This is a genomic window from Deltaproteobacteria bacterium (genome assembly GCA_023382265.1).
GTDB lineage: Bacteria > JAMCPX01 > JAMCPX01 > JAMCPX01 > JAMCPX01 > JAMCPX01.
The window spans coordinates 1-25253 of sequence record JAMCPX010000047.1 but is presented as its reverse complement, the minus strand read 5'-3'; the positions used below and the strand labels follow the sequence as shown (position 1 = coordinate 25253).

Annotated in this window: 28 protein-coding genes; 19 read left to right on the top strand and 9 right to left on the bottom strand. The window is 40.4% G+C overall.

Annotated elements, in window-relative coordinates; all coding sequences use genetic code 11:
* Window positions 1-29: 29 nt before the first annotated feature.
* The 6 genes from M1381_08490 to M1381_08465 all read left to right on the top strand — a co-directional run bounded on the left by M1381_08490 (window position 30) and on the right by M1381_08465 (window position 5879).
* Window positions 30-875: a 3-hydroxybutyryl-CoA dehydrogenase gene (locus M1381_08490; GenBank protein ID MCL4479116.1), complete on the top strand. Its 846-nt coding sequence runs from the start codon at window positions 30-32 to the stop codon at window positions 873-875.
* 8 nt (window positions 876-883) lie between these two features.
* Entirely contained in the window at window positions 884-1666 is a 783-nt protein-coding gene (locus tag M1381_08485; GenBank protein ID MCL4479115.1) for an enoyl-CoA hydratase-related protein, read from the top strand.
* A gap of 11 nt (window positions 1667-1677) precedes the next feature.
* Window positions 1678-2820, top strand: coding sequence for an acyl-CoA dehydrogenase (locus M1381_08480; protein ID MCL4479114.1), 1143 nt, complete (start codon window positions 1678-1680; stop codon window positions 2818-2820).
* 1 nt (window position 2821) lies between these two features.
* On the top strand, window positions 2822-4438 hold the full coding sequence (locus M1381_08475) for a tetratricopeptide repeat protein (protein ID MCL4479113.1): 1617 nt from the start codon (window positions 2822-2824) through the stop codon (window positions 4436-4438).
* Between the two features lie 102 nt (window positions 4439-4540).
* Window positions 4541-5350 carry a glutamate racemase gene (gene murI, locus M1381_08470; GenBank protein MCL4479112.1) on the top strand — a complete coding sequence of 270 codons (810 nt, stop codon included), beginning with the start codon at window positions 4541-4543 and terminating at the stop codon, window positions 5348-5350.
* Window positions 5337-5879, top strand: a complete 543-nt coding sequence (locus tag M1381_08465; protein MCL4479111.1) for a GerMN domain-containing protein — start codon at window positions 5337-5339, stop codon at window positions 5877-5879. The genes murI and M1381_08465 overlap by 14 nt, the downstream gene beginning before the upstream one ends.
* Window positions 5880-5903: 24 nt before the next feature.
* Here the strand turns inward: M1381_08465 and M1381_08460 are convergent, their stop codons facing one another.
* From M1381_08460 to folD, 7 genes are read right to left on the bottom strand one after another with little or no spacing between them, the layout of a single operon-like run.
* Window positions 5904-7079, bottom strand: coding sequence for a thiolase family protein (locus tag M1381_08460; protein ID MCL4479110.1), 1176 nt, complete (start codon window positions 7077-7079; stop codon window positions 5904-5906).
* Between the two features lie 14 nt (window positions 7080-7093).
* Entirely contained in the window at window positions 7094-8473 is a 1380-nt protein-coding gene (gene gcvPA / locus M1381_08455) for an aminomethyl-transferring glycine dehydrogenase subunit GcvPA (GenBank protein MCL4479109.1), read from the bottom strand.
* A gap of 2 nt (window positions 8474-8475) precedes the next feature.
* Window positions 8476-8865: a glycine cleavage system protein GcvH gene (gene gcvH, locus M1381_08450; GenBank protein ID MCL4479108.1), complete on the bottom strand. Its 390-nt coding sequence runs from the start codon at window positions 8863-8865 to the stop codon at window positions 8476-8478.
* 16 nt (window positions 8866-8881) lie between these two features.
* The gene (gcvT, locus tag M1381_08445) at window positions 8882-9955 is read right to left on the bottom strand and encodes a glycine cleavage system aminomethyltransferase GcvT (GenBank protein MCL4479107.1); all 1074 of its coding nucleotides are present in this window, start codon (window positions 9953-9955) and stop codon (window positions 8882-8884) included.
* Window positions 9930-10817, bottom strand: a complete 888-nt coding sequence (locus tag M1381_08440) for a methylenetetrahydrofolate reductase (protein MCL4479106.1) — start codon at window positions 10815-10817, stop codon at window positions 9930-9932. Before M1381_08440 ends, gcvT begins: the two co-directional genes overlap by 26 nt.
* On the bottom strand, window positions 10817-11476 hold the full coding sequence (locus tag M1381_08435; protein MCL4479105.1) for a methylenetetrahydrofolate reductase C-terminal domain-containing protein: 660 nt from the start codon (window positions 11474-11476) through the stop codon (window positions 10817-10819). The genes M1381_08440 and M1381_08435 overlap by 1 nt, the downstream gene beginning before the upstream one ends.
* Window positions 11473-12327: a bifunctional methylenetetrahydrofolate dehydrogenase/methenyltetrahydrofolate cyclohydrolase FolD gene (folD, locus tag M1381_08430; protein ID MCL4479104.1), complete on the bottom strand. Its 855-nt coding sequence runs from the start codon at window positions 12325-12327 to the stop codon at window positions 11473-11475. The genes M1381_08435 and folD overlap by 4 nt, the downstream gene beginning before the upstream one ends.
* Window positions 12328-12721: 394 nt before the next feature.
* Here folD and M1381_08425 point away from each other — a divergent pair, with 394 nt between their 5' ends.
* The 11 genes from M1381_08425 to M1381_08375 all read left to right on the top strand — a co-directional run bounded on the left by M1381_08425 (window position 12722) and on the right by M1381_08375 (window position 22321).
* Window positions 12722-15655: an N-6 DNA methylase gene (locus M1381_08425; protein ID MCL4479103.1), complete on the top strand. Its 2934-nt coding sequence runs from the start codon at window positions 12722-12724 to the stop codon at window positions 15653-15655.
* Window positions 15642-16502: a hypothetical protein gene (locus M1381_08420; protein ID MCL4479102.1), complete on the top strand. Its 861-nt coding sequence runs from the start codon at window positions 15642-15644 to the stop codon at window positions 16500-16502. The genes M1381_08425 and M1381_08420 overlap by 14 nt, the downstream gene beginning before the upstream one ends.
* Window positions 16503-16631: 129 nt before the next feature.
* Entirely contained in the window at window positions 16632-16916 is a 285-nt protein-coding gene (locus M1381_08415) for a hypothetical protein (protein ID MCL4479101.1), read from the top strand.
* Between the two features lie 426 nt (window positions 16917-17342).
* Window positions 17343-17651, top strand: coding sequence for a hypothetical protein (locus M1381_08410; protein ID MCL4479100.1), 309 nt, complete (start codon window positions 17343-17345; stop codon window positions 17649-17651).
* Between the two features lie 189 nt (window positions 17652-17840).
* Window positions 17841-18998 carry an XRE family transcriptional regulator gene (locus M1381_08405; protein ID MCL4479099.1) on the top strand — a complete coding sequence of 386 codons (1158 nt, stop codon included), beginning with the start codon at window positions 17841-17843 and terminating at the stop codon, window positions 18996-18998.
* The gene (locus M1381_08400; GenBank protein MCL4479098.1) at window positions 18979-19500 is read left to right on the top strand and encodes a hypothetical protein; all 522 of its coding nucleotides are present in this window, start codon (window positions 18979-18981) and stop codon (window positions 19498-19500) included. The genes M1381_08405 and M1381_08400 overlap by 20 nt, the downstream gene beginning before the upstream one ends.
* On the top strand, window positions 19497-19685 hold the full coding sequence (locus M1381_08395; protein ID MCL4479097.1) for a hypothetical protein: 189 nt from the start codon (window positions 19497-19499) through the stop codon (window positions 19683-19685). The genes M1381_08400 and M1381_08395 overlap by 4 nt, the downstream gene beginning before the upstream one ends.
* Window positions 19664-20437, top strand: a complete 774-nt coding sequence (locus M1381_08390; protein ID MCL4479096.1) for a hypothetical protein — start codon at window positions 19664-19666, stop codon at window positions 20435-20437. Before M1381_08395 ends, M1381_08390 begins: the two co-directional genes overlap by 22 nt.
* A gap of 135 nt (window positions 20438-20572) precedes the next feature.
* Complete coding sequence (locus tag M1381_08385) at window positions 20573-21397, top strand: hypothetical protein (protein MCL4479095.1); 825 nt, start codon at window positions 20573-20575, stop codon at window positions 21395-21397.
* Window positions 21398-21708: 311 nt separating this feature from the next.
* Complete coding sequence (locus tag M1381_08380; protein MCL4479094.1) at window positions 21709-21990, top strand: type II toxin-antitoxin system RelE/ParE family toxin; 282 nt, start codon at window positions 21709-21711, stop codon at window positions 21988-21990.
* Between the two features lie 16 nt (window positions 21991-22006).
* Window positions 22007-22321 carry a HigA family addiction module antitoxin gene (locus M1381_08375; GenBank protein ID MCL4479093.1) on the top strand — a complete coding sequence of 105 codons (315 nt, stop codon included), beginning with the start codon at window positions 22007-22009 and terminating at the stop codon, window positions 22319-22321.
* Window positions 22322-22425: 104 nt separating this feature from the next.
* Here the strand turns inward: M1381_08375 and M1381_08370 are convergent, their stop codons facing one another.
* The gene (locus tag M1381_08370) at window positions 22426-22584 is read right to left on the bottom strand and encodes a hypothetical protein (GenBank protein ID MCL4479092.1); all 159 of its coding nucleotides are present in this window, start codon (window positions 22582-22584) and stop codon (window positions 22426-22428) included.
* A 233-nt stretch (window positions 22585-22817) separates the two neighbouring features.
* Between M1381_08370 and M1381_08365 the strand changes: the two genes are divergently transcribed.
* The gene (locus M1381_08365; protein ID MCL4479091.1) at window positions 22818-23375 is read left to right on the top strand and encodes a four helix bundle suffix domain-containing protein; all 558 of its coding nucleotides are present in this window, start codon (window positions 22818-22820) and stop codon (window positions 23373-23375) included.
* Between the two features lie 638 nt (window positions 23376-24013).
* On the opposite strand, the gene M1381_08360 is transcribed toward M1381_08365, so the two are convergent.
* Window positions 24014-24301 (bottom strand): hypothetical protein, encoded by a 288-nt coding sequence (locus M1381_08360; protein ID MCL4479090.1) that lies wholly within the window; start codon window positions 24299-24301, stop codon window positions 24014-24016.
* Between the two features lie 109 nt (window positions 24302-24410).
* On the opposite strand from M1381_08360, the gene M1381_08355 reads away from it, so the two are divergent.
* The coding region (locus M1381_08355; protein MCL4479089.1) for a PQQ-binding-like beta-propeller repeat protein at window positions 24411-25253 on the top strand (843 nt) is incomplete at its 3' end.

Sequence of the window (25253 nt, the reverse complement as noted above, 5' to 3'; positions counted from 1 at the left end):
GTATAAAAGCTAAAAGAAGGGAGGTCTGTATGGTAAACAAAATTGCAGTAATTGGAGCAGGTCAGATGGGTAGCGGTATTGCCCAGTCCGCGGCTGTTGCAGGCAAAGAAGTCATTGTTTATGATATAAAAGAAGATTTTTTAAATAAGGGAATAAAAAGTATTCAATCAAGCCTTGATAAGTTTGTTCAAAAAGGGAAGCTAAAAAATGAGGGAAGAGAAGATACCTTAAAACGGATAAAGATGACAACCGATTTTGATGATATCGGGTATGCGGAGTTTGTCGTAGAGGCCATTCCGGAAGATGTTAACTTAAAAATGGACACGTTCAAAAGACTTGATAAATCTGTAAACAGAGATGTGATCCTTGCATCAAATACGTCATCCATTTCAATCACCCGTATAGCGGGTATAACATCAAGACCCGATAAAATAATAGGCATGCATTTTATGAACCCCGTACCTATTATGAAACTTGTAGAGATAATAACCGGGCTTACAACATCAGAGGAAACCTTGAGAACTACATCCGAGCTTGCAAAAGAGCTTGGAAAAACAACAGTTGTATCAAAGGACTCTGCAGGCTTTATTGTAAATAGGATTCTATCGCCTTGGATAAACGAAGCCGTCTATGCCTTAATGGAAAACATAGCCACAAAAGAGGATATTGATACAGCAATGAAGATGGGAACCAATGTACCAATGGGTCCATTTGAGCTTGCTGATTTTATCGGGCTTGATACAATGCTTTCGATACTTGAAGTGCTGTACAAAGATCTTGGTGATCCGAAATACAGGCCATGCCCTTTACTTAAAAAGTATGTTGAGGCAGGCGCGCTTGGTAGAAAAACCGGTAAGGGATTTTATACATATTAGGAGGATACATGGATTATAAAACGGTAAAATTAGAGTTTGACAATAATATCGCAATCATTATACTGAATAGACCAGAGGTTATGAATGCATTAAATTCGCAGCTTCTTTATGAACTCTCGAGCAGTATTGACGAATTATCTAAAAGAAAAGAGATAAAGGTTTGCATAATTACTGGTGCAGGAGATATGGCTTTTGTAGCAGGTGCAGACATAAAAGAGTTAAATAAACTTACTCCACTTTACGCTTCTGATTTTTCTACAAAAGGAGAGATTATAAAGCAAAAGATGGACGCGGCAGGCATACCCTTTATAGCTGCCGTCAATGGATATGCGCTGGGTGGTGGGTGTGAGCTTGCAATGACGTGTGATATGATTATTGCGACAGAAGATGCAAAATTCGGACAACCCGAGATAAACCTTGGCATTATACCCGGTTTTGGCGGGACACAGAGACTTACAAGGCTTGTTGGTAAAAACAAAGCTATGGAACTTGTGCTGACAGGTGATATGATCACGGCGCAGGAGGCAAAAGAGATAGGCATAGTAAATAAAGTTGTAAAAAAATCTGAGCTTATGAAAGAAGCAAAAAATTTGGCAAATAAGATTGCATCAAAATCAAAAACTGCTATACTTATGGCGAAAAGGGCGATTGATTACGGTATAGAAACGGATCTGAAAACGGCACTTGAGATAGAGCGTGATGCATTTGCAGTACTTTTTTCAACAGAAGATCATACAGAAGGGTTGAAAGCATTTGTTGAAAAAAGAAAGCCCGTTTTTATAGATAGATAAGGAGCACCAATATGCAGTTTGAACTTACAGATGAACAAAAGATGATACAGGAAACAGCGCGTGATTTTGCAAATGGTGTCGTAAAGCCTGGTGCAAAAGATATTGATCGATCGGGCGAGTTTCCTTCCGATACTGTAAAGAGACTGGCAGAGCTTGGTTTTATGGGTATGACGGTTTCACCCGATTATGGCGGCTCAGGACTTGACACAATCTCTTACGCGCTTGCTATAGAAGAAATCGCATCTGCATGCGCGAGCACTGCTGTAATCATGTCGGTAAACAATTCACTGGTATGTGATCCACTTATGAAGTATTGTACAGAAGAACAGAAAAATGAGTATTTGAAACCACTTGCAAAAGGTGAAAAACTCGGTTGCTTTGGTTTATCTGAACCGAATGCAGGCTCCGATGCAGCAAGACAGCAGACAACAGCCATAGAGGACGGCAATTATTTTATACTTAACGGTACAAAAAATTTTATAACAAATGGGAAAGAAGCGGATATTGCTATCATATTTGCTATGACCGATAAAGCAAAGGCGCATAAAGGTATAAGTGCGTTCATTGTCCCCAAAGGAGTTCCAGGATTTTCGGTTGGCAAGCTTGAACACAAACTTGGGATAAGAGCTTCTTCAACAACACAGCTTGTTCTTGAAGATGTAAAACTTCCAAAGAAAAATTTAATCGGCAATATAGGTGATGGATTTAAGATTGCGATGTCAACGCTCGATGGAGGCAGAATAGGTATAGCATCTCAAGCCATCGGCATAGCAAGAGCAGCGTATGATGAGGCCGTGGAATTTGCAAAACAGAGAGAGGCTTTTGGTCAGCTTATATATAATTTTCAGGCTATACAATGGATGATTTCCGATATGGCTACACGTATTGATGCGGCAAGACTCCTTACATTGCGCACAGCATATTTGAAGGATAAGAAGGCCAGCTTCACAAAAGAAGCTGCCATGGCAAAGGTTTTCGCATCGGAAACAGCTATGTGGGTTACGACAAAGGCTATTCAGGTACACGGAGGGTATGGTTATACAAATGATTATGCGGTAGAAAGGCATTTCAGGGATGCAAAGATTACAGAGATATATGAAGGGACATCAGAGATACAAAGACTTGTTATAGCAAATAACATTTTTAAGGAGTAGTATGAATAAAATAAAAATATTTATTATCACAGTACCTTTAATTTTTTTAATTTCAAACCTGGCTGTAGCGGAAAATGCAATAAAGCCTGCTGAAACAAATCAGCAAAAAACATCATCCTCATGCATTAGCTGCCAGTACATGCAAGATAAACGATACGGTAAAGTAATAGCGGAGTTAAGCTTAAAGCAGGGTTTACTTGGTTATGAGGATCTGCTCAATCTTGGTACAGCATATCTTATAAAAGATGATCCTCAACATGCCGTACCGGTTTTTGAATCTATACTTGAGAAGTATCCCGATGACCCTGCCGCTATGAATAATATGGCAGTAGCTCTTTACGCAAACGGACAGAGAGAAGCGAGTGATGTCCTAATGGAGAATGTTTCCACGGTGGCAAATTATATATATCCGATCATTTTTAATCAAGCTCAAATGTATGTATTCAACAATGAATTGGACGAAGCCACATCATCTTTTAAACAAATAAGATCAGAACCCGTTTCATCTATCGGAATGGGAATGGTATATCTTGCAAAAAAGGATTATAGAGACGCAGCTGATACTTTAAACCTGGCATTATCATCATACAAGAATGACCCTGCCATATATAGAGCACTTGGGCTTGCTTATGCGGGTATGGGACAAACCAACTCAGCCATAGAGAATCTCAAAAAGGCTACAGACCTCGACGATAAGCTTATCGGAACTTTTTCATTGCTGTCATTGCAGGAAAACGATTTGGGCATGCATAAGCAGGCAGAAGAAAGTATAGATCAGGGATTATCTCGTTTAAAGCAAATAAAAGGCAATAATTATCTCTACTATTATTATATAACTAATTTCGCCGATACGTTAAATACAATCGGAGACTTTAACAGGTCTTTATCACTTATTAACAGCGCACTCCTGCATGTTAAGGATATAAGTGATAAAGAGATTATCTCCCGTATGTATAAGGTAGCAGGTAATGATTATTATAATCTGAAGGATTTCAATAATGCCATCCAATACTATTCTTCCGCACTTAAATACCATCCCGATGAGGAGAGCTCATATATTTGGATTGCAAGATCGTATTTTTCTATAGAGGATAAAGCCAACAGGGTATCAAACCTTAAAAATGCCATTCGGTATATTGAAAAGGCCGTATCAGCCAATCCCGATGACGCTACCGCATTTGAGTTCGCGGGCGATATTTATTATACATATTCATTGCACATGGGAGGAGAAGAAAAGACCGAGCAGTTTAATAAAGCAGTCTTAGCCTATAGAAGGGCACTCGTATTATCTCCAGCTAATAACGGTATAGAACTCAAACTTGGAGCGCTGTATTATATCTCCAATAAAGATAAATTGAGCATTGAGAGTATTGAAAAAGCCATACAACACGGGGTAAATTTAGAAAAGGCATTACCTTTGCTTGCAGGGGTTTATTATATGTCAAAGAACAACGTTAAAGCAATGGCTACATACAACCAGGTCATAGAGATGTTCCCGTCATACTGTAATGCTTATATAGCAAAGGGTTTAATCTTTACACATTCAGGAAAGGTAAATGATGCAAAAATGGCTTTTGATTCCGCAAAACAGTGTGAAGCAAGGCATGAGACCAGATGATTCAATTCTCAAGGTTCACACAAAAAATTTGCTTGCCTCAAAAATGCAATAGAGAAGTCTGTCCTTTCATTTCCTCTATCTTTAAATGCATTATTTAGGCTTATGGAAAACAAAGGTGTAGGCATATTTGATTCGGGTGTAGGAGGTTTAACTGTTCTTAAAGAGATAAGAAAGTTATTGCCGGGTGAAACATTATACTATCTTGGAGATACTGCAAGAGTGCCTTATGGGAATAAGTCAAAGGATACTGTGATAAGGTATTCGATCCAGAACACCCGCTTTCTCCTGAAAAGGGGCATTAAGTTACTCGTGGTTGCGTGTAATACATCATCCTCTTATGCAATGGATACGCTTAGAAAAGAATTTCCAGAACTCCCGATCATTGGTGTAATAGAGCCCGGTTCCAGACAAGCAATAGAAGCATCGAAATCAGGACATATAGGCGTTATCGGAACAAAGGCAACGATTAAGAGTAACGCGTACAAAAATACTATTTCAATACTTGATAATAATGCAAGGGTATACCAGCAGGCATGTCCATTGTTTGTACCAATTGTGGAAGAGGGCATGCATAGAAGCAAGTTTGCACATGAGATTGCAAAATACTATCTTGAACCGATAAAAAAATACCATATTGATACACTCATACTTGGATGTACACATTATCCTTTATTATCTTCTGTTATAAACAATGTAATGGTAAATAATGTAAAACTTATAAACTCGGGTAAGTCTGTTGCAAAGAAGGTTTATGAGTACCTGCTGGGACATAACATGCTTGCCAAAGCGGGAAAAGGGAGTGTTGAATTCTTTGTAACGGATGCTCCAGAGCAGTTTAAAAAAATAAGTAGATTGCTTTTATCAGAAGACATTAATGATCACATAAAAGAGGTGGTACTTGAAGACGAATAAAAACAAAGCGTATATAATAATCCTGCTAATTGCTGCCTTAGGTGCAGTCTATATAGTATACAGGTCATATACAAGACCGGAGCTTCCGCGTGTAAAAATTAAGCCCATACCATCACAGGAATTGATAACGCTTTATTTTTACGATCCAAACACCGATACACTTAAACCGGAACAAAGAATGGTTTTAACAACCACCGATATATTGTACAAATGCAGGATGATTATCTCGGAGCTCGAAAGAGGCTCTATGACAGGGCTCACAACACCAATACCAGGAGACGTAAAGGTGAACAACGCAAGCTGGCAGGGACAGGGAGTACTTCATATTGATTTATCCGGTAACATTATCAGTGAGATACCGGAGGGTTCTTCTGCAGAGATTACGACGATATACTCTATTGTTAATTCACTTGCTAAAAACATTAATGGTTTAAATGCAGTTCAGATCACTATTAATGGCAAACGGCTTGAAACCCTTAAAACACACATTGATATTGCACAACCGATATCCCCAGATTATACAAAGTAGAGGCCGTTCATTGCGTTTTTTAGTTTAAACACGTTCAACAATCATCGCTACCGCCTCACCTCCGCCAATGCACAATGTAACAAGACCTGTTGATTTATTCATATCATTCATTGCATGAAGTAATGTAACGAGGAGTCTGGTGCCAGACGCCCCGATTGGATGCCCGATTGATACGGCACCGCCGCGCACATTGACCTTTGCATAATCAAGGTTTAGTTGATCAACGGTAACCATTGTAACAACGCTGAATGCCTCGTTTATCTCAAAGAGATCAATATCGCCGTGCTTCATGCCAGCCTTATTCACAACATTCTTTATGGCATATATAGGTGCTATTGTGAACCATTGCGGCTCTATTGCAGCCTGTGCTGATGCAACAATCCTTGCAAGCGGTTTTATTCCAAGCTCTTTTGCGTAATCCTCATCTGCTACAATTACAGCACCGGCTCCATCATTTATAGTTGATGCATTAGCGGCAGTAATGGTTCCATCAGGCAGAAATGCAGGTTTTAGGGTTGGTATTTTTGCAAAATCAACGCGTTTTGGCTCTTCATCGTCTTCAACAATAACCGTGCCCTTTTTATTACTTATCTCCACTTTCATAATCTCATTTTTAAAAAGCCCTTTGGCAATAGCATTCTGTGATCTCTTATAGCTCTCTATTGCAAACTTATCCTGAGCCTCTCTTGTGTAGTTATATTTTTTTGCACACAGCTCTGCTGCATTCCCCATGTGAAAATTGTTATACGGGTCCCATAAACCATCCCAGATCATGGAATCCACTATATTGCCATTGCCCATTTTTAAGCCCGTTCTTGCCTTATCTATAAAATACGGTGCATTGCTCATGCTTTCCATTCCACCTGCAATCATCAGTCTTGCATCTTTTGAACGGATGATCTGATCAGCGAGCATCACCGATTTTAATCCTGAACCGCACACCTTGTTTATGGTCATTGCACCGACATGATCGGGTATGCCGGCGTATCTCATGGCCTGCCTTGCAGGTGCCTGGCCTTCTCCACCTGTAAGCACGTTGCCCATGACCACCTCATCAATCTTTGCCGGATCAAGTCCGATCCTGGCAGTAGCCTCTTTTATTGCAATGGCCCCAAGTCTTGGTGCGCTCACCGTCGACAGTGAACCGAGAAAGCTCCCAACCGGCGTTCTCGATGCACTCAAAATTACGGTTTTTTTCATTGTTCAATCCTCCCTTATTTACTGTACACCGACTCATACGCCGCTTCTACGAATAAATCCAGCTGCCTTTGTGAATGAAGCTCTGTTGTATTGATAAGAAGGTAATCATCCATGTCTTCATAAAACCTGCCGACGCTTACACCGGGTATAAAACCACGCCTTATCAATTGATCATACATTCTATCCATGCCTTTTATACTTACAACAAATTCATTAAAAATCGGACCGCTGAATGGTATTGTTATGCCATTGTTCTCCTTGAGCTTATTCAAAAGATATACTGCATTCTTATGATTTATCCGTGCGGTGTTAATAAGCCCTGTTTGACCAATAAGACTGAGGTACATTGCTACTGTAATTGCGAGCAGTCCTTCATTACTACAGATATTGGATGTTGCCTTCTCGCGTCTTATATGCTGTTCCCTCGTTGCAAGGGTTAACGTCCATGCCCTGTTACCATCTCTATCAACGGTCTCGCCAACAAGCCTGCCGGGTAATTGTCTTACATACTCTTTTTTTGTTGCAATAACGCCTATATAAGGACCGCCAAACATCAACGGCACTCCAAATGACTGGCACTCCATTACAACGATACCTGCTCCAAAACTACCGGGGGGATTAAGCATACCCGTTGACATTGCCTCTGTGATAACCGCAATAGGAATAGCTTTGTTTTCTTTTACAATACCGAATAGCCTGTCAATAGGCTCAACAATGCCAAAAAAATTCGGATACCCTATAACAGCGCAAGCGGTTTGTTCATTTATCATCGAGTGCAGATTTTTATCCGATGTAAACCCCGTTTCCCGATCAAAATCTATAAACTCAATATTAGCACCAATACCGTTGGTATAGGTTTTTATCACATCAACATAATTAGGATGCAATGCCTTTGACAAAAGCACACGGTTTCTGCCTGTTATTTTCATAGCCATCGACACAGCCTCTGCGGTGGCTGTTGCGCCATCATACATTGATGCGTTGGCAATATCCATGCCTGTTAACATTGCAGCATAACTCTGAAACTCGAACGTTGCCTGCAGTGTGCCCTGGCTTATCTCCGGCTGGTACGGCGTATAGCTTGTTAGAAACTCAGACCTGCTTAACACGTAGTTCAAAGCGGATGGAATAAAATGTCTATAAGCACCTGCACCCTGGAAGCTTATCTTTTTTAAAGCCTTTTCGTTCATACTTGCGAAGGTTTTTATCTCTTCAATTATCTCCATTTCACTCAATGGTTCTGAGAATGCATAAGACTTTGAAAATGCTTTTAATGCTTTTGCCTTTATTTTTTCAGGTATATGGCTAAAAAACTCATCGGTTGAATGTACCCCTATGGCAGCAAGCATCTCCTGTTTTTCTTTCTCCGTTATTGAAATAAAAGGCAGCTTCAATTCTAATCAGACTCTTTACAGTATTTTTCGTAAGCATCCGTATCAAGAAGATTTGACAGCTCATGGTCTATCGAGCCTGTACTTATCTTGATCATCCATCCCCTTCCGAAAGGCTCCTTATTTATAATCTCTGGATGCTCAAGCAGTTCTTTATTGATTTCGATGATCTTTCCACTGAAAGGAATAAACAGATCTGAAACCGATTTTACAGACTCTACGGTACCGAACTTATCGCCCTGTTTAAGTTGTGTTCCCGGCTCCTCTAATTCGACAAAAACGATATCGCCGAGCTTGTCCTGCGCATAATCCGTTATACCTACTGTTACATATGTCTCATTGATCTTTGCCCATTCATGGTCTTTTGTGTACTTAAGTCCTGCTGGAAATTGCATATTCTGTCTCCTTCTTTTATTTTTTCACAAAAGGTAATTGTATTAACGAACCCGTATGAAGAATACCTCTTATGTCAACACCTACCTCTGATGGAGAAACATTGTTATCTATATAAGCCATTGCAATGCCTTTGCTCAGAGATGGCGAGTATGTACCTGTTGTCACCTCACCAATTATCTTATCTTTAAAAACAACATAGTTTTTATGTCTCGGTATTGATCTACCATTCATAACAATACCTTCAAGCTTTTTTGTTAATCCTGTTTCTATGACTTTCATCAGTGCAGATTTGCCTATAAATTGTTGTTTATCCATCTTTATTACCCATCCAAGGTTTGCTTCATAAGGTGTTGTATCTTCATTTAATTCCATGCCATAGAGCGGGTACCCCATCTCAGCCCTCAATGTGTCCCTTGCACCAAGTCCTATAGGTTTTATGCCATACGGCCTGCCTGCCTCCATTATGCTATTCCATAATTCTACAACAGTATCCTTATCAATAAAACATTCAAACCCATCTTCTCCGGTATACCCGGTCCTGGATATCATTAAATGCTTACGCTCGAAGTCGGTGTATGAAAAATTGGGTCTTTTAAGTCCTTCAATAGATAAAAATATCTTTCGCATTACTTCTTTGGCAAAAGGTCCCTGAACAGACAGCATGCCTATATCCGGAGATCTGTCCGTTATCCGGATACTACCCTTTTTATTGGTTAGACACCAGTCGTAATCTTTCTCAATGTTTGATGCGTTTACGCATAGCATAAACTCATTTTCTGAGATCCTGTAGATGATCAGATCATCGATTACCCCTGCCCTTTCATTTAAAAGGAAGGTGTACTGGGACTGCCCGGGCAATAGGTTTGAGACCTTGTTTGGTGTTAAGTATTCGCAGTATTCAAGTGCATCCTGACCTGCTATGAATATTTCTCCCATGTGACTTACATCAAATATGCCGGCATTGTTTCTTACTGTAAGGTGTTCGTCTATAATGCCGGTATATTGAAGCGGCATATCAAATCCGCCAAACTCCATAAACTTTGCACCGAGTGCTTTATGTTCTTCATAAAGAGGGGTGTACTTCATCATAGATCCTTTTAACTATTATTGGTAATGCCTTTTCCTGTCCTACTGTCATTATATGCACACCGTGTGCAATATGTTGTAAATTGACAGCTAGTTCTACCGATAGATTTATCCCTTCCTCTAGGGGGTTTGCGGAAGATTCAAGTCTTTTGATAAGTCTATCCGGTATGTTTATGCCGGGGACCTGTTTGTTGAGTTTATTTGCCTGTTCCGCTGAGTGCAAAAGCAGTACGCCTGCAATTACGGGGACATTAAACCTCTTCATCTTTTCCATAAACCCGGCAAACATTTCCACATTAAAAACAGGCTGTGTTTGAAAGAACCTTGCACCTGCATTGATCTTTCTTTCTATGCTCAAGAGTACCGGAGCTGAAGGATTGAGCTGTGGTGTAAGTGCAGCACCCTGGAAAAACTCCGTACGCCCGTTTAACGGCTGATTATTAAGATCAAAACCCTCGTTAAACCTTGATATGGTGTAAAGAAGTGTTGTTGCATCAAGGTCAAACACGGGTTTTGCATCGGGAAAATCTCCTGCCGAAGGATGATCTCCTGTCAGCGCAAGCACGTTTTTTATCCCAAGCATGCCCGCGCCGAGAAGGTCTGATTGAATTGCAAGCCTGTTTCTGTCCCTGCATGTAAGCTGGAATATCGGTTCTATCCCTTCTTTTAAAACAAGGTACGATGCAACGAGAGAACTCATACGCATTATGGCCCTCTGGTTATCTGTTATGTTGATTGCATCGGCATGGCCCTTTAAGGCATTAACGGTTTTTATAAAATTTGAAACAATCGTGCCTTTTCTTGGGGCTACTTCTGCCGTTATAACAAATTTGCGATGCTTTAATGATTCACTGAGATTTGACATTAAATAGATTTCCTTAGACCTGACTTCGGCTGAACCTTTTTGTATTTTGAATGCACATAGGGTCTTGGTTTATTGATCTCCAAAAGCATCCCTTCTTTATGCTGCACTTTTAATGCTTCATATATGTCAACCCATACACATCTCATTGAGATGTCGACATCGCATACGCCGTCAACCATGCCGCTGCATGGACCATTCAACAAGCCCTTGGGACATCTTGTCACAGGGCATATACCGCCCGTTCTTGAAAGCACACAATTGCCGCACATTGAGCAGTACTTAAGGAATTCACCGGCTCTGTACGTCGTGCCGAGAAATACGGTATTAAGTCCTGCAACAGCAGGCTTGTCAATTGCTGCTGCGACGGACTGTATGCCTGCACCGCATGCAAGCACAAGGAATGCATCAGCATTACTTGCCTGTTCTGATTGTCTTATAAGGCTTTTCAAATGAAAGACATGACAGGTTTCTTCGGGAACAAAGTATGATGGTTTTTTCCTGCCTGTCTTTTCTATGAGCCCTGCCCAGGCCATGCACTCTTCTTCCCCGCCTGTTCTCGATGCATCCGCACATGAGCCGCATCCTATGATAAATATGCTTTCATAACCTTTCAAAGCTTCAATGATTTCCCGCTCAGGTTTTTTTTCTGTTACGATCATGACTTGAGCTGTCTTTCAGCGGCAAGCAGGGTGTTCTTCATAAGCATGGCTATAGTCATTGGCCCAACCCCGCCCGGAACGGGTGTGATATAGGATGCCCTTTTTTGCGCTTCTTCGAATTCCACGTCACCTACAAGCTTGCCATCATCCGACCTGTTCATACCAACATCTATAACAACGGCACCCTGTTTTATCCATTCTCCTTTTATAAGCCCTCTTCTGCCTGCCGCTGCAACAAGGATGTCTGCCTGATTTACAAGGCCTTCAATGTCCTTTGTTTTTGTATGACAGATCGTTACGGTTGCATTGGCTGACAGCATCATAATTGCAAGCGGCTTACCCACGATGTTACTTCTTCCAACTATAACGGCGTGCTTGCCTGAAACAGGAATATTGTACACATTTAAAAGTGTCATAATACCATTCGGGGTACACGGATAAAGCGTTTCTTCCCCTGTAAAAAGCTTGCCTATGTTAACAGGGAGAAATCCATCCACGTCCTTCTGTCCGTCTATTAAATTTAGGACTTTTTTTGAATCTATATGTTTAGGGAGAGGCAGCTGGACAAGTATGCCGTGGTATTCCGGACTTCTGTTAAGTTCCTTGATAAGGGCGACCAATTCTTTTTCATCAATATCTGATGAAAAACTGAATGTTCTTGAATTTATACCAACATCCTCACATGCCTTTTGCTTGTTTCTTACATAAGTTGCTGATGCTATATCGTCACCGACCAGTATGACAGCAAGCCCGGGTATCATGTTATACCGTTTTTTAAATTGCTCAATCGCCCCTTTTATCTCTAACTTTATCTGGAGCGAAACCCGTTTTCCATCGATTATTTGTGCCATATATGTTAATTAAACAATATCAGTATTTTTAGTCAATAATAAATTTAATTTTTTGTTCACCCATGTTTTTATCCTTGTAATGGTAAGGACGGATACATCAGCTTTACTTGCAAATCCTATTTCGCTCAACAAAGCCGCGTTTCTATTTGTTTTACGCTGCTGCGATCGGCCATTGCTTATAGTGACGCCAGTAAAATATGTACTATCAAACATTTGAATACAATTTATATGAAGCAGAATTAAAAACCATGTTGAATAGTTTAAGAATAAAACATAGCGGTATTGAGGAATTTTATAGAAAACTCCTCAGTAATTTACCCCGTTACAAAATTCTGTCATTTTATTGAGATTAGACAGACTTGTTCTTTCTAACTGGGTCTGATATATCCTATTCATGGATAACCAGCTTCCCCAACAAGTTTCCGAACTCATTGAACGGTTTGAAAGAAACCAGCAGTCCTACACCTCCAGCCAATACAATGAAGCCCAGCTCAGACAGGAATTTATAAATCCTTTTTTTGAGGCACTCGGCTGGGATGTCAGCAACGAACAGGGCAATGCAGAGGCATATAAGGACGTCATACACGAGGATGCAATCAAGATTGGCAGTGCAATCAAAGCACCCGATTATTGCTTCAGAATCGGCGGGACAAGGAAGTTCTTTGTCGAAGCCAAGAAACCTTCTATCAAGATTGATGATAATATAGATGCAGCATTCCAGCTTAGAAGGTATGCGTGGTCTGCAAAGCTGCCGCTTGGCATACTAACCAATTTTAAAGAATTTGCAGTTTATGACTGTCGTATAGACCCTGTAAAAGACGATAAGGCTTCAACCGCACGCATAAGCTATTTTATCTATAAAGACTATCCGCAGCAATGGGATTACCTTGTGTCGGTATTCTCGAAAGAATCCGTGCTCAAAGGCTCTTTTGACAAGTATGCTGAATCAAGCAAGCTTAAAAGAGGCACGGCTACTGTTGATGAGAAGTTCCTCAAAGAAATCGAATCATGGCGCAGTGGACTTGCACATAAAATAGCTATTCGTAATACCAAGCTTACTACACGGGAGCTTAATTTTGCCGTGCAGCGCACGATAGACAGGATCATATTCCTGCGTATTTGTGAGGACAGGGGCATGGAGCAATACGGCAAGCTCCAGTCCATGATGAACGGAGTAAATGTTTATAAACGCCTTTTCGAATTGTTCCAGCGTGCAGACCAGCGCTATAACTCAGGGCTTTTCCATTTCAGCAAGGAAAGGGACCGTGAAGAAGAGCCGGACAATCTTACTCCCTTCCTGAACATCGATGATGAGCCGATAAAAGATATTATCAACCGGCTTTACTATCCCGAGAGCCCTTATGAGTTTTCAGTTCTTTCTGCCGACATACTGGGGCAGGTATATGAGCAGTTCCTCGGCAAGGTCATCAGACTGACGGAAGGGCATCATGCCAAGATTGAAGAAAAGCCGGAGGTCAGGAAGGCAGGCGGTATCTATTACACACCGACATACATCGTTGACTACATTGTAAAAAATTCGGTCGGCAAACTGGTTGAAGGCAAAACACCCAAACAGATCAGCAAGCTCCGTATCCTTGACCCCGCATGCGGTTCCGGGTCATTCCTCATCGGTGCTTTTCAGTATCTATTGGATTGGCATCTGGATTGGTATGTAAAAGACGGAGCAGAAAAATACGCTAAAGCTGCCAGACCTATATTGTATCAGGCAGGGGGTACCCATGCGGGGCATGGGTCGGGCAGCTATAGACTGACTACTTACGAAAGAAAGCGCATCCTTCTCAATAATATTTATGGTGTCGACATAGACCCGCAGGCAGTTGAGGTTACAAAGCTGTCACTGTTACTCAAGGTTCTGGAAGGCGAGAACAGCCAGACATTGGATGTGCAATTTAAACTATTCCACGAGCGCGCCCTACCTGATCTCGAAAATAACATCAAATGCGGCAACTCCCTCATCGGACCGGATTTCTATCAACAGCAAAGCTTGAACCTCTTCAACGATGACGAGCGCCTCCGCATCAACGCATTCGACTGGAACGCCGAATTCAAAGACATCATGACCTCCGGCGGCTTCGATGCCGTCATCGGCAATCCACCGTATGGATTTCATCAAATACATGGCGATAATGAAAAAGTTTATTTTAAAAATCATTTTATAGCTTCTCAAGGTAGCTATGAACATTATTTTCTTTTTTATGAAGCATCTTTAAGACTGCTTAATAATAGAGGGATACACGGCTTTATTGTACCAGTTACATGGCTAACGATACCATCTGCACTTTCATTAAGAAAATTTATATTAGGGAAGTATTCAATCGACGAAATAGTTTGGTTGCCGGAATTTGTTTTTAAAGATGCTAAAGTGAACACTTTGGTATCTATTATATCGAGTAACCGGCAGAAAGACGTCCATATAAAAATTTATGACTCATTAGGATTTCAGAAAATACCGAGAGAAGATTTTTCAATAAAACAAAATAATTTTATAGATGCGGGCTATTTTATAGGAATTTTTGAGAGAGGTCTTGATAGTAATTTATTGAAAAAGATTACCCATGCATCTGTTCCCTTAGACACCTTGGCTAAGCCTTGCTCTGGCTATAACCCGTATGAAGTAGGTAAAGGTGAACGTCCAAAAGGAGGACTGCAAAGTAAAGAAACTGTTGAATCGAAGCCCTATCATTCAATAAGTAAAGAAGGGAAGCTTTGGAAACCAGAGATTATAGGTAGAGATTTAAGCAGGTATTCTGTTCAAGTTACAGGGAAGAGATGGATAAAATATGGACCATGGTTGGCTGCCCCAAGAGATCCTGATAATTTTGAAGGTAAAAGAATATTGGTACAAGAAATTACCGGTGGCAAAGATAGACGAATCATAGCGGCTTATTTTGAAGGAGAACTTTATCATAGCAGAGATGTTATCCCGATTAAATGTGACAACAGTCCTGTTTCTCCTCTTTACATACTTGGTATATTAAACTCTGAGCTTATAACGTGGTATCATCACAAGCGAAGCCCAAAATCACAAAAAGCGCTTTTCCCTAAGGTGCTTGTATCTGATATTGCTAAACTTCCAATCCGTTCAATAAATTTGGCCAATCCATCAGATAAATCGAGCCATGATAAAATGGTATCGCTTGTAGACCAAATGCTTTCACTCAACAAGCAATTACCATCAGCAAAAACAGAGCATGAAAAAACCGCCCTCCAGCGTCAGATCGATACCATCGACAAGCAGATAGATGAGCTGGTGTATGAGTTGTACGGGATAACAGAGGAGGAGAGGAAGATAATTGAAGGGGGATAAATTGCCGAAATCAAGCAAGGAAAATATTTATATGAATGAATTGCCCTTTTCAGAAGTTGAAAAGGAAGTGATCCTTTTAAAGGCTATTCAAGAGCTTATTGATTCAATGGTTAATTATGAAATATTAGATTTAGCCGGTAATGACCCTCATTCAAATATTATGTTTATCTCACCAACGCATCAGAAATTATTTAATATTATATTTGTAGATTTCCTATCATGTCCAGACGAAAAAATAACTGGGAGACAGCAATCATACTTAAGTGCTATAAAAAAAATATGTGATAAGCCATCTTTCAACGAAAATAATTCTATTAACGATTTAAAATCGGTCGTAGGAGAATTCACTAGTTGGCTTGAGCGCGAGGTCAAAGTACCAGTATGGTTACCTTCTATAGAAAAAGAGTTCATTTTATCAATAAAAAGATTTGATGTCTTAAAAATATGCGGAAACATTTCAAAGCATAATTTTACCAGATTATCTGGAATAGTAGAAAAACTTACAATGATATTTCAATCAAATAAGTTATGCAATATTGATTTTGAAGATACCCTCCTTAGCCTTAATGTGTTTTATGATAGATTTCATACTGACATTCTAAACTATCACAGTAGCACAATCGCTGAATTCCTAAATAATATAAGGTGGGGGATTTATGAATATCTTAAACCAGAATTTTCTCGATCAGCAATATTGAAAGATGGAAAGCCGCCAAAGTATACATTTCCTAAAGGTATTAACAATAAGTTTCCCCAAAATGCCTATTGGGAATTAATGAACGAAGTTAGAGAAAGACCATATATGAGGAAATTTAAAGTATCACGGTATTTAAAACTAAACTATTAACCAATGAATGCTTAATTGATCAACTTTTTTATAAGCTCTATGGTTTAAGAGGCTGATATAGGAAAATAATCAAAGGTAAAATAATGCAAGATGTCCTGTGACTTATTATTGTTGAAGGAGACGATAAAATTGAAAGAAGATGAAAGAGTAAATATAGATATAAAAGAAGAAGATGATTACGGGACAGGACATAGAATTTGTCGTCTGATTGTAAAATTCTCTCAGGAGGAAAAAGAGAATCATAGAGACATATGTGAGCAAATAGAAAGGCAATATAGCAATTGGAGCTTACCTGCAAGTTGTAAGGAAGTGGCAAATCAAATTGGCTTACAGAAAGGCTTGTTAAAAAGAGAAGTCTTAAAAGAATATGATGAAGAATTAAAAAAGATTAAAAATAGAAATGGTGCCATTTAAAAACGGTCACGGTCCTTTCTATCTTGAAGAGGGAAAAATATGAGTAACGAAATGAACAATAAAGAATCTAATTCTGAAGCAGTATATTTACCATCAAATGAGCCCTACATGGGTAGAGAATCAGTTTTTCATTTTGACAACGTAATCATAACTTGTCTGGAAACGAATGCAAACATAGTCGCTTATACTCATCGTACTGAATTGTCAGAACTTCAATAAGCAGCTTGCCAAATTATTCCTCAAGGGATCAATCTTGCTTTAACAATACGTGAGCTTATTCGACAGGGCTACCTTTTCGGCGCCTTAGTACTTATGCGGCCGTTGATTGAGTGCGCTGCCATTATCTCATATCTTCACGTTCATCGTGATGAACTCGGAGTTTGGCAAAAGGGATGGCAGTTTCGGGAGAGACCAAGTCTCGCAAAGATGATTGAAACAATGGGTGGCGGCGATATTGATATTACAGCAGCAAAGCAACTATGCGAAACCTTCGGTCATATTGTGCACGGCGATCCCATTAGTTCACAATGGAACTTAGTTCCCCTTAGTAATGGGGGATTGGGCTATTCAGTTGGAAAAGTTATCAAAGATTCAGAGCTATGCGACTTTATTTGTTTTCAGTCTTATTGTTATTTGATCGTACTGATGGGGATGATGACGGCTTACTTTCCTAACGTAACTACAAGCAATGTGGATATTGAGAACGAAAAGAAGGATGGGCACAGTAAACAATAATAAGGATATGGGCTTGGACTTTCATATTACATCAGAAGGAATAAATGAATTGGTGTATGAGTTATACGGGATAACAGAGGAGGAGAGGAAGATAATTGAAGGATAAGAAATTATTATATAATTTTGAATTGATTTGACATAAATATAATTATTTCTTATATTAGTATAGACGGTAGGAAGGAGGTAAGGATGGAGAAAGTCAAAGGCATATCATTTTTGCTGAAACAAGAGAGGGAGGCGCTCAGCTATACATTAAAAGAGGTTTCACAAAAGATGGGTTTCCAGAATTATCAAATTTTAAGTAATATTGAATCAGGACAAAGAGACATAAAGGTTTGGGAGCTTTCTAAATTGGCAGGAATCTACGGACGGGATATTAATTATTTTATGTCCGGGAAGACGGAACCTTCACATACTAAAATATTATGGAGAGATCCTAAGCAAACAGAAGATAAAACAAAGGTAGAACGACAATTTATTACGCTATGTCAAAACTATAAAAAACTTTTAGAACTTACAAATGAAGAACACACAGCACTCTCCATTGCCACAGTTCCAGCACCGAATAAACAAGAATTTACAAATCGTGGCTTCAGTTACGTTTTAGAGCTGGCAGAATACTACAGGAAAATTTTGGATCTTGGAGGGAGGCCTGCTTACGTTATATCTCGCAAATTAGAACAGGATTTAGATGTTTTGGTGCTTTATCTGGATTTAGGGATAACCGGGTCTGGTGCCTCCACAGCGAGTGATTTTGGCAAGGCAATTCTTATAAATTCTAACGATGCTCCATGGAGGCGTAATTATGATCTTGCTCACGAATTCTTTCACCTTATTACATGGGAAATATTCTCTGATGAGGAAATATATCCAAAATCAAAAGACGGAAAAAGCAAAGTAGAACAATGGGCAGATGCGTTTGCATCAGCTGTTTTATTGCCTGTTGAAGAAGTAAGCAGGGAATTTTCCAAAAAGCTAATAGATAACAAAATCACCTATTTAAGCCTTGTTGAGATTGCCAGAGAGTTTGATGTTTCTATTGATGCGTTACTTTGGAGACTCGTAAATCTTAGACATTTAAGAAAAAAAGATGTTGAGAAATGCGTGCAAGAAGAAGGTATTAGAAAAATCGATAAAGAAATGAGGCAAACAAATATCGCAGATCAAAGGCCGTATATTTCATCCCGGTATATTACCCTTGCCATTAAAGCAATGCAGATGGGTAAGATATCGAAAGCAAAATTCGCCGAATATGTTAATAAACCATTCAGTGAAATTTCCTCGTTTGTAAAGAAATACGGTTATACCGAGAATGAGGATTACTCTATTGCTTTTACTGCTTCTTGATGCGGATGTAATAATCGACCTTCATAGGTTAGGTGTTTGGGAAATTATAGTCAAAAAGCACGAGGTCTATATTTCCTCAATAGTCCTGCATAAGGAAGCATATTATTACGAGGATACCGGCGGTAAAATACATCCTATAGAACTTGAGAAAGAGATTGGTAAAACCATTCAGGAGCTTGCCTGTTTACCGGTAGAATTGGCACAATTCATTGAGCAATTTGACTACAATGTTCAGGAGAGCCTTCATGGCGGGGAGATAGAGGCACTTGTACTGCTACAAAAACAGAAAGAACTTATATTATGCACATGCGATAAGGCTGCAATAAAAGCTTTGGCATTGCTTGATTTATCCAGGCAGGGAATATCTTTTGAAAATCTATTAAATAAAAGTGGAATATCCCAAAAAATAGATCAAAAACATACCGAGAAATATTTTAAATTATGGTTAACAGAAGGTAGCATAATGAAAATACAAGAAAGCGGACTGAAAAAGGGGAAATGATGATACTACCACTCAACAAACAACAGCCAACAGTTATAACAGCCCATGAAAAGACCGTCCTCCAGCGCCAGATCGATACCACCGACAAGCAGATAGATGAACTGGCGTACGAGTTGTACGGGATAACAGAGGAGGAGAGGAAGATAATTGAGGGGGGAAAATTATGGAAGAAGATAAGAGAATAAATATTCACGACGACAAAAAAACAATCGATGTTACCCTCCGTCTTTTTACCAAAATTCCTAATAAAATGTACGAGGACATTTTAAGAGAAGCTATAGCTTTAGGGTTTGAAGCCTTACAAAAGGATAATATTGCCCAAAGTCAACTTGATTTAGAGACAGTAGTTAATAAAGGTATGTACACTCTTGAACAAAATGATAAGAAAAAATATGAACTCAGCTTTGGTTGTATTGCTGCGATGCTTTATAATGAAAGGGATTCAAGCTATGAGCATTGGGTTTATTATCCCGAAGATGAAAGTTATGATTTCACAATTAGTAGATTACCTATCAGTAGTAAACCAGATTATGTTTATAAAAGCGGTATGGAGCTATTCCTAGCAAAGGAATTGTATAATATAGAGCTTACCCAAGTAATTAAAAAAGATGACCTCTATGATGTTGTGTTAAAGAAATTAGATGATTCAAAACATGATTATAAAGGGCGTGTTTTATTTGTAATTATAAAGTGTGCTGGTTTATCTGATAAAGATCGTGAAGCATTGCAAAATAAATTATCACAAATTAAGCAGAATAATTTTCAATCAATTTTGTTTTTGTTTCATATCTCCCCCAAAGGCTATGCCGCTATGATTCTCAATCTGGATGAAAAGGGACAATGGCAATGGGACAAAAAATACTGTTTTGATCTCTATGCTAAAACTGATAAAATTGTATCTACATATAAATATTACCGAAACTTCTATAGCAGATAAATTCTGTAAGAGGCTTCCATCTTTTTTAAGTAATAATGAAGATTTAAAACGATAATGAACACTATACAGATTCCAATTTATAATGGTATCTCTGATATTCCAGAATGGGATGCTGGTGGTTACCACTTTAAGCGTGTGGCTGAATATGAGCAACGAATAAAAGAACTACCGGCACTTGGAGATTCGAGCGGAGGTAGATCATATCGTGCGCGAAAAGGACGACATATTGTAACATTCCATGCAACTCAGAATACATCGTCATCACAGAAAGCAATGTGGTTCAAAGATGGCAATTCGCTCGATGATATTTTGGCTTTGTGGTCTTTTGCCGGCGGTTTAGAAGTTGGCACTTCTCCAACGAAGATGCATTGTCCTGTAGCGAATGAATGCACATATGAACTCGAAGATTCTATATCTATTGCCAAGTTCGTAACAGATGCTTATGGCAAAATCAGACATCGACCAGTTAATCGTAGGATAAAATCAGCATTACTTACTTACCTCGAGGTGAGACATGTACGTCCACTTCAACTCAAAGTCGCACTTCTTACGAGTGTTCTTGAGTGCCTCGCTCCTCGTATCAGTACTGATTATAGTAATAAAATTATTAAAAGATACAAGCCCATAAATGATCTCTTTTTCGAACTTGTAGCTGTATGGAATATAGATGTACCGTATAATCAGATTGAATTGCTTGTTGTTGAATTGTTTCGATTTAGGAATAAGTTTTTACATAGCGGCGTCTTTCCATATAGAGAAAAAATCAAAATTGGCAAAACGACTACAAACATTGGACGTGTAGCAATAGCTTCGAGGATGCTTACAAAGTTGACGATTCAAAAAGAACTAAAATTCTCGATGAATAGTAGCGGTTCTATAGCTCTTGCATCTAATATTAGAGAATTCTTTCGCTCTGGTAGTTTTGTTCCACCTGTTTTTTCTTATGAAAGGACAACATGAACTCATTCAAGGACATTGCTTATCAGATTTTGAAGGAAGCCGGAAAACCACTGCGCAGCGTCGTGCTGAACACCGATCTTCATCAGGACAAGTTTATTTCAGCATCACGTATTATTATCATGTTACATCACCTTGAGAGCACAAAACAAGTCCGGAATGACAATTGACAATCAGCCCGGAAATATTTACCCCCTTTTTTGTATTTCTTAAAACGGGTATCTGTTCCTCTTTTTCAAAAGCATATCACATTGGATGAACAACAGATAAAACTTCTCTTGACAACTGTCACGAGACTCGTTACATATATGTTCATGATTAAGACGTTTGCCGACAAACATACTCGTGAACTCTATATATCCGGTAAATCGAAGCGATTGCCGGGCGATATTTTAAAAAGGGCTTTGCGACGTCTGGAATATCTTGATTATGCGACATGCATCGAAGATTTTAGGGTACCGCCAAGTAATAAATTGGAAAAACTCAGCGGCGACCGTTTAGGCCAATATAGTATAAGGATAAATGATCAATGGAGAATATGTTTTCGCTTTGCTGATGCAGATGCATATGATGTTGAGATAATAGACTATCACTAAAGAAAGGAGGTGTGTTATGAGCATACAGAACATTAGTATAAGGAAGGTAAAACCGACCCATCCCGGTGAGATTCTGACAAAGGATTTTATGCCGGATTATGGTCTTTCTACCGCGGCCTTGGCAGCTAAAATAAGAGTGTCCCGACAAACAATCAATGAGCTACTCCGCGAAAGACGTGCTCTTACCCCATCAATAGCGTTGCGGCTTTCCCGCCTGTTCGGGAACACGCCGGAATTCTGGCTGAACGCGCAGAGAGCCGTAGACCTCTGGATTGAACAGAATAAAAACAAGAGAATACTTAAAAAAATAAAGACGCTGAAAGCGGCATGAGAAGCAAATCAACAGGGAACCGCATGGTGTGTCCTTGAAATATGAAATAGGCCGCGCGGGGCATTTTGACCTCACCTTTTTCTCTGCTATACTATTTTTACCCTCTAAGATGAGTCAACCTTATCTGGTACGTTAACGGGATCAGGGTTTCCTGACGGGATGCTTTTAGGGGATTTTTTATTCCTTTTGGCCATAGTAAACCCCGTTAGAAAGGACGTGGCTTTAAACCACGCCCTTTCTATAAGGAATTTAACAATTATCATTTTGGCCCCACCATAAATGGTGGGGCTTTCTAACGGGGTAAAGTGCCGGTCCTTTGCTTATCTCTCAGACCATGTTCCATTAAAACAAGGATTGAAACTCTTCCACGTGTTCCCCCCGGACGTGGGGATAAAATAACGAACCATTTTTTATTATAACGTCAAGCCTCGCAATCTATAGTTATATTGACTTATACGCCCAGTTGGCGTATTCTACCTAAAAAGGAACCTCCACGATGTTTAATCAAAACGATCTCCCTGCTCTTATCCCGCCGCACGGCGGATACCGGAAACTGAGGTCTTATCAGGTTGCCGAGATGGTCTATGATGCAACCGTGGCCTTTTGCAACCGCTTTATCGACAAGCGCTCGCGCACGCATGACCAGATGGTGCAGGCTGCACGCAGCGGCGTGCAGAACATTGCAGAGGGCAGTATGGCGAGCGGCACTTCAAAAAAGACCGAACTGAAGTTGACCGGCGTTGCGCGGGCAAGCCTTGAGGAGCTGCTGCTGGACTTTGAAGCTTTTCTCCGTCAGCGCGGCTTGCACATCTGGGCTAAGGATGCACCGGAGGCGCTTGCGATCCGGAAAAAGAATTTGTCTGACAGGGCGGACTTGTCGGACTCTTCTGACCCGGAGGTTGCCGCAAACACTCTGATTTGTCTTGTTAATCAGGCAAGCTATCTCCTTGGGCGGCAGCTTCAGAACCTCGAACAGCAATTCCTGACCGAAGGTGGCTTCACAGAAAGGCTTTACAAAGCGCGTACGCAGGTGCGCTCGTGGAAAAAACCTTGAGCTATTCCGAAGACGAGTTAAAGGAACCGCAGGTTCAGTCCTTGAAAGGTGAAATAGGTTAACAAGCAGGTGTAACTGAAAAATGAGGGACAGCATTTGTTTTAAATTATAACGCCCCTTGCCCCTCTTATTAGAGGGGAAAAGAATACTGGATTCCCGTTTTCACGGGAATGACAAAATATTGCATTGACTTAGTTTCTAACGGGGTAAACAGACTGAAGACTTAAATCTCGTTTTAACCCCCTTTCCCCCCCTTATCAGGGGGCATGAGTAGGGTTGTGCAATCGCGGGAATAAGTAAACCCCATTATTGCATTCCCCGGTAAACCCTATGAACATTTGTGACCTTGATCATTGACGTGCATTCAGACAGGATATAAAGAAGGGTTGTTCTATGAAACGCTTGTATAGGACAAAATATCTGCCGATAGTCTTTTTTTTGGTACTCTCCGGAGCAACAGCGAGTTCTTTTATTAAAAATGCATCGGCTGCTCAACGGCTTATGTCCGTTTTCCCGCAAACTTATATCTTGTCTTCAGACAGGCAAGGCAGGGAAGAACATCCGTTCGCCCCACCTGTTTGCTCTGCTTTAGCCTTTTTCCCCGGGCACGGGGTTAATGACGACGCCCTTACGGCAATTCACCATGTTTGTTCGTCCCAGAAAACAAACCATACCTTTTTTACGGGGCTTTTTAACAGGCTGAAGCTGCATATACGTATGTACGTGTCTGCCCATCGTTCCAGAGGGAAAGGTATTGATGACGATCCTTCTGATGACACGGTAATACTAACGGCAAGCAGTTCGGCTCCCAGACTTGACTGCTTAACATTCTCTATAATCAACACAACTCTTATGCAATCTGATGTCATAAGAAAACCTTTTATTCCTCCACGGGGATAAACTCTTACTTCGTTATCTTTCCTCATAAGATAAGAGGAATAGAAGGAGTTCTGAAATCGTAACGCAACCGGTCCGCTCTTAAATAAAGAAGTGATAAGGATTCCGTTCAATAAAATATAAATAAAGGAGAAAATTATGGAAATTAAGAAATTGAGATATATATGGCGTTTGGGATTGTTTTTGCTGTCGGTTGCAATCAGTGCCGGCACTATTGACTGCAGCAGTGGAACGAGCAGCAGTTCTAACAGTGGTTCTGTAAAACCAAATCCACCGACCAATCTGATCGCAAGTATCGGCAATACGCAGGTCCCGCTGACCTGGCAAGTGTCCGCAGGTGCAACGAGTTATAATATCTACTCGTTTACGCCGGCCGTTGGAACTGCCGCAGTCATGAACTCACTTGCAACAACCCAGGGACAGTATCTGAAGGTTGGTTCCAGCAATAATACCACCTACACCTATACCGGGGCCACAAACGGTTCGGCCTATTACTTTGTTGTCACTGCGATCAACAGTCAGGGCGAGAGCGGATACTCCAACACAATTACCACGATGCCATCTCCCGGCGGTTATCAGAACGGTGCGCCATGGCCCAGGTTCAGACAGAATATCCAATCGACAGGGCTAAGCTCCGTCGATACCGGTTTAACGACAGGGGCGTTGAAATGGTCATACACCACAGGCAACGGTGTGTACTCCTCACCGGCAATAGGCGCGGATGGTACGATCTATGTCGGCTCGGACGACAACTACATTCACGCGATCAATCCGGACGGCACGGTAAAATGGACATACCCAACCGGGGATGACGTCGAATCCTCGCCTGCAATCGGGACAGACGGAACGATCTATGCCGGATCGACTGATTACAGTCTTTATGCAATCAATCCGAATGGCACGCTGAAATGGTCATACCCGACTCCCAACAGCACTGCCATACAGACATCGCCTGCAATCGGGACAGACGGTACAATCTAT

What these genes read in the sequence shown, in the direction of transcription:
- M1381_08490 (MCL4479116.1), top strand. Translation starts at nt 30, where the DNA reads ATGGTAAACAAAATTGCAGTAATTGGAGCAGGTCAGATGGGTAGCGGT.
- M1381_08485 (MCL4479115.1), top strand. Translation starts at nt 884, where the DNA reads ATGGATTATAAAACGGTAAAATTAGAGTTTGACAATAATATCGCAATC.
- M1381_08480 (MCL4479114.1), top strand. Translation starts at nt 1,678, where the DNA reads ATGCAGTTTGAACTTACAGATGAACAAAAGATGATACAGGAAACAGCG.
- M1381_08475 (MCL4479113.1), top strand. Translation starts at nt 2,822, where the DNA reads ATGAATAAAATAAAAATATTTATTATCACAGTACCTTTAATTTTTTTA.
- murI (MCL4479112.1), top strand. Translation starts at nt 4,541, where the DNA reads ATGGAAAACAAAGGTGTAGGCATATTTGATTCGGGTGTAGGAGGTTTA.
- M1381_08460 (MCL4479110.1), bottom strand. Translation starts at nt 7,079, where the DNA reads ATGAAAAAAACCGTAATTTTGAGTGCATCGAGAACGCCGGTTGGGAGC.
- gcvH (MCL4479108.1), bottom strand. Translation starts at nt 8,865, where the DNA reads ATGCAATTTCCAGCAGGACTTAAGTACACAAAAGACCATGAATGGGCA.
- gcvT (MCL4479107.1), bottom strand. Translation starts at nt 9,955, where the DNA reads ATGATGAAGTACACCCCTCTTTATGAAGAACATAAAGCACTCGGTGCA.
- M1381_08440 (MCL4479106.1), bottom strand. Translation starts at nt 10,817, where the DNA reads ATGTCAAATCTCAGTGAATCATTAAAGCATCGCAAATTTGTTATAACG.
- M1381_08435 (MCL4479105.1), bottom strand. Translation starts at nt 11,476, where the DNA reads ATGATCGTAACAGAAAAAAAACCTGAGCGGGAAATCATTGAAGCTTTG.
- folD (MCL4479104.1), bottom strand. Translation starts at nt 12,327, where the DNA reads ATGGCACAAATAATCGATGGAAAACGGGTTTCGCTCCAGATAAAGTTA.
- M1381_08425 (MCL4479103.1), top strand. Translation starts at nt 12,722, where the DNA reads ATGGATAACCAGCTTCCCCAACAAGTTTCCGAACTCATTGAACGGTTT.
- M1381_08410 (MCL4479100.1), top strand. Translation starts at nt 17,343, where the DNA reads ATGATTGAAACAATGGGTGGCGGCGATATTGATATTACAGCAGCAAAG.
- M1381_08405 (MCL4479099.1), top strand. Translation starts at nt 17,841, where the DNA reads ATGGAGAAAGTCAAAGGCATATCATTTTTGCTGAAACAAGAGAGGGAG.
- M1381_08395 (MCL4479097.1), top strand. Translation starts at nt 19,497, where the DNA reads ATGATGATACTACCACTCAACAAACAACAGCCAACAGTTATAACAGCC.
- M1381_08390 (MCL4479096.1), top strand. Translation starts at nt 19,664, where the DNA reads ATGGAAGAAGATAAGAGAATAAATATTCACGACGACAAAAAAACAATC.
- M1381_08380 (MCL4479094.1), top strand. Translation starts at nt 21,709, where the DNA reads ATGATTAAGACGTTTGCCGACAAACATACTCGTGAACTCTATATATCC.
- M1381_08375 (MCL4479093.1), top strand. Translation starts at nt 22,007, where the DNA reads ATGAGCATACAGAACATTAGTATAAGGAAGGTAAAACCGACCCATCCC.
- M1381_08370 (MCL4479092.1), bottom strand. Translation starts at nt 22,584, where the DNA reads ATGATAATTGTTAAATTCCTTATAGAAAGGGCGTGGTTTAAAGCCACG.
- M1381_08365 (MCL4479091.1), top strand. Translation starts at nt 22,818, where the DNA reads ATGTTTAATCAAAACGATCTCCCTGCTCTTATCCCGCCGCACGGCGGA.
- M1381_08360 (MCL4479090.1), bottom strand. Translation starts at nt 24,301, where the DNA reads ATGAGGAAAGATAACGAAGTAAGAGTTTATCCCCGTGGAGGAATAAAA.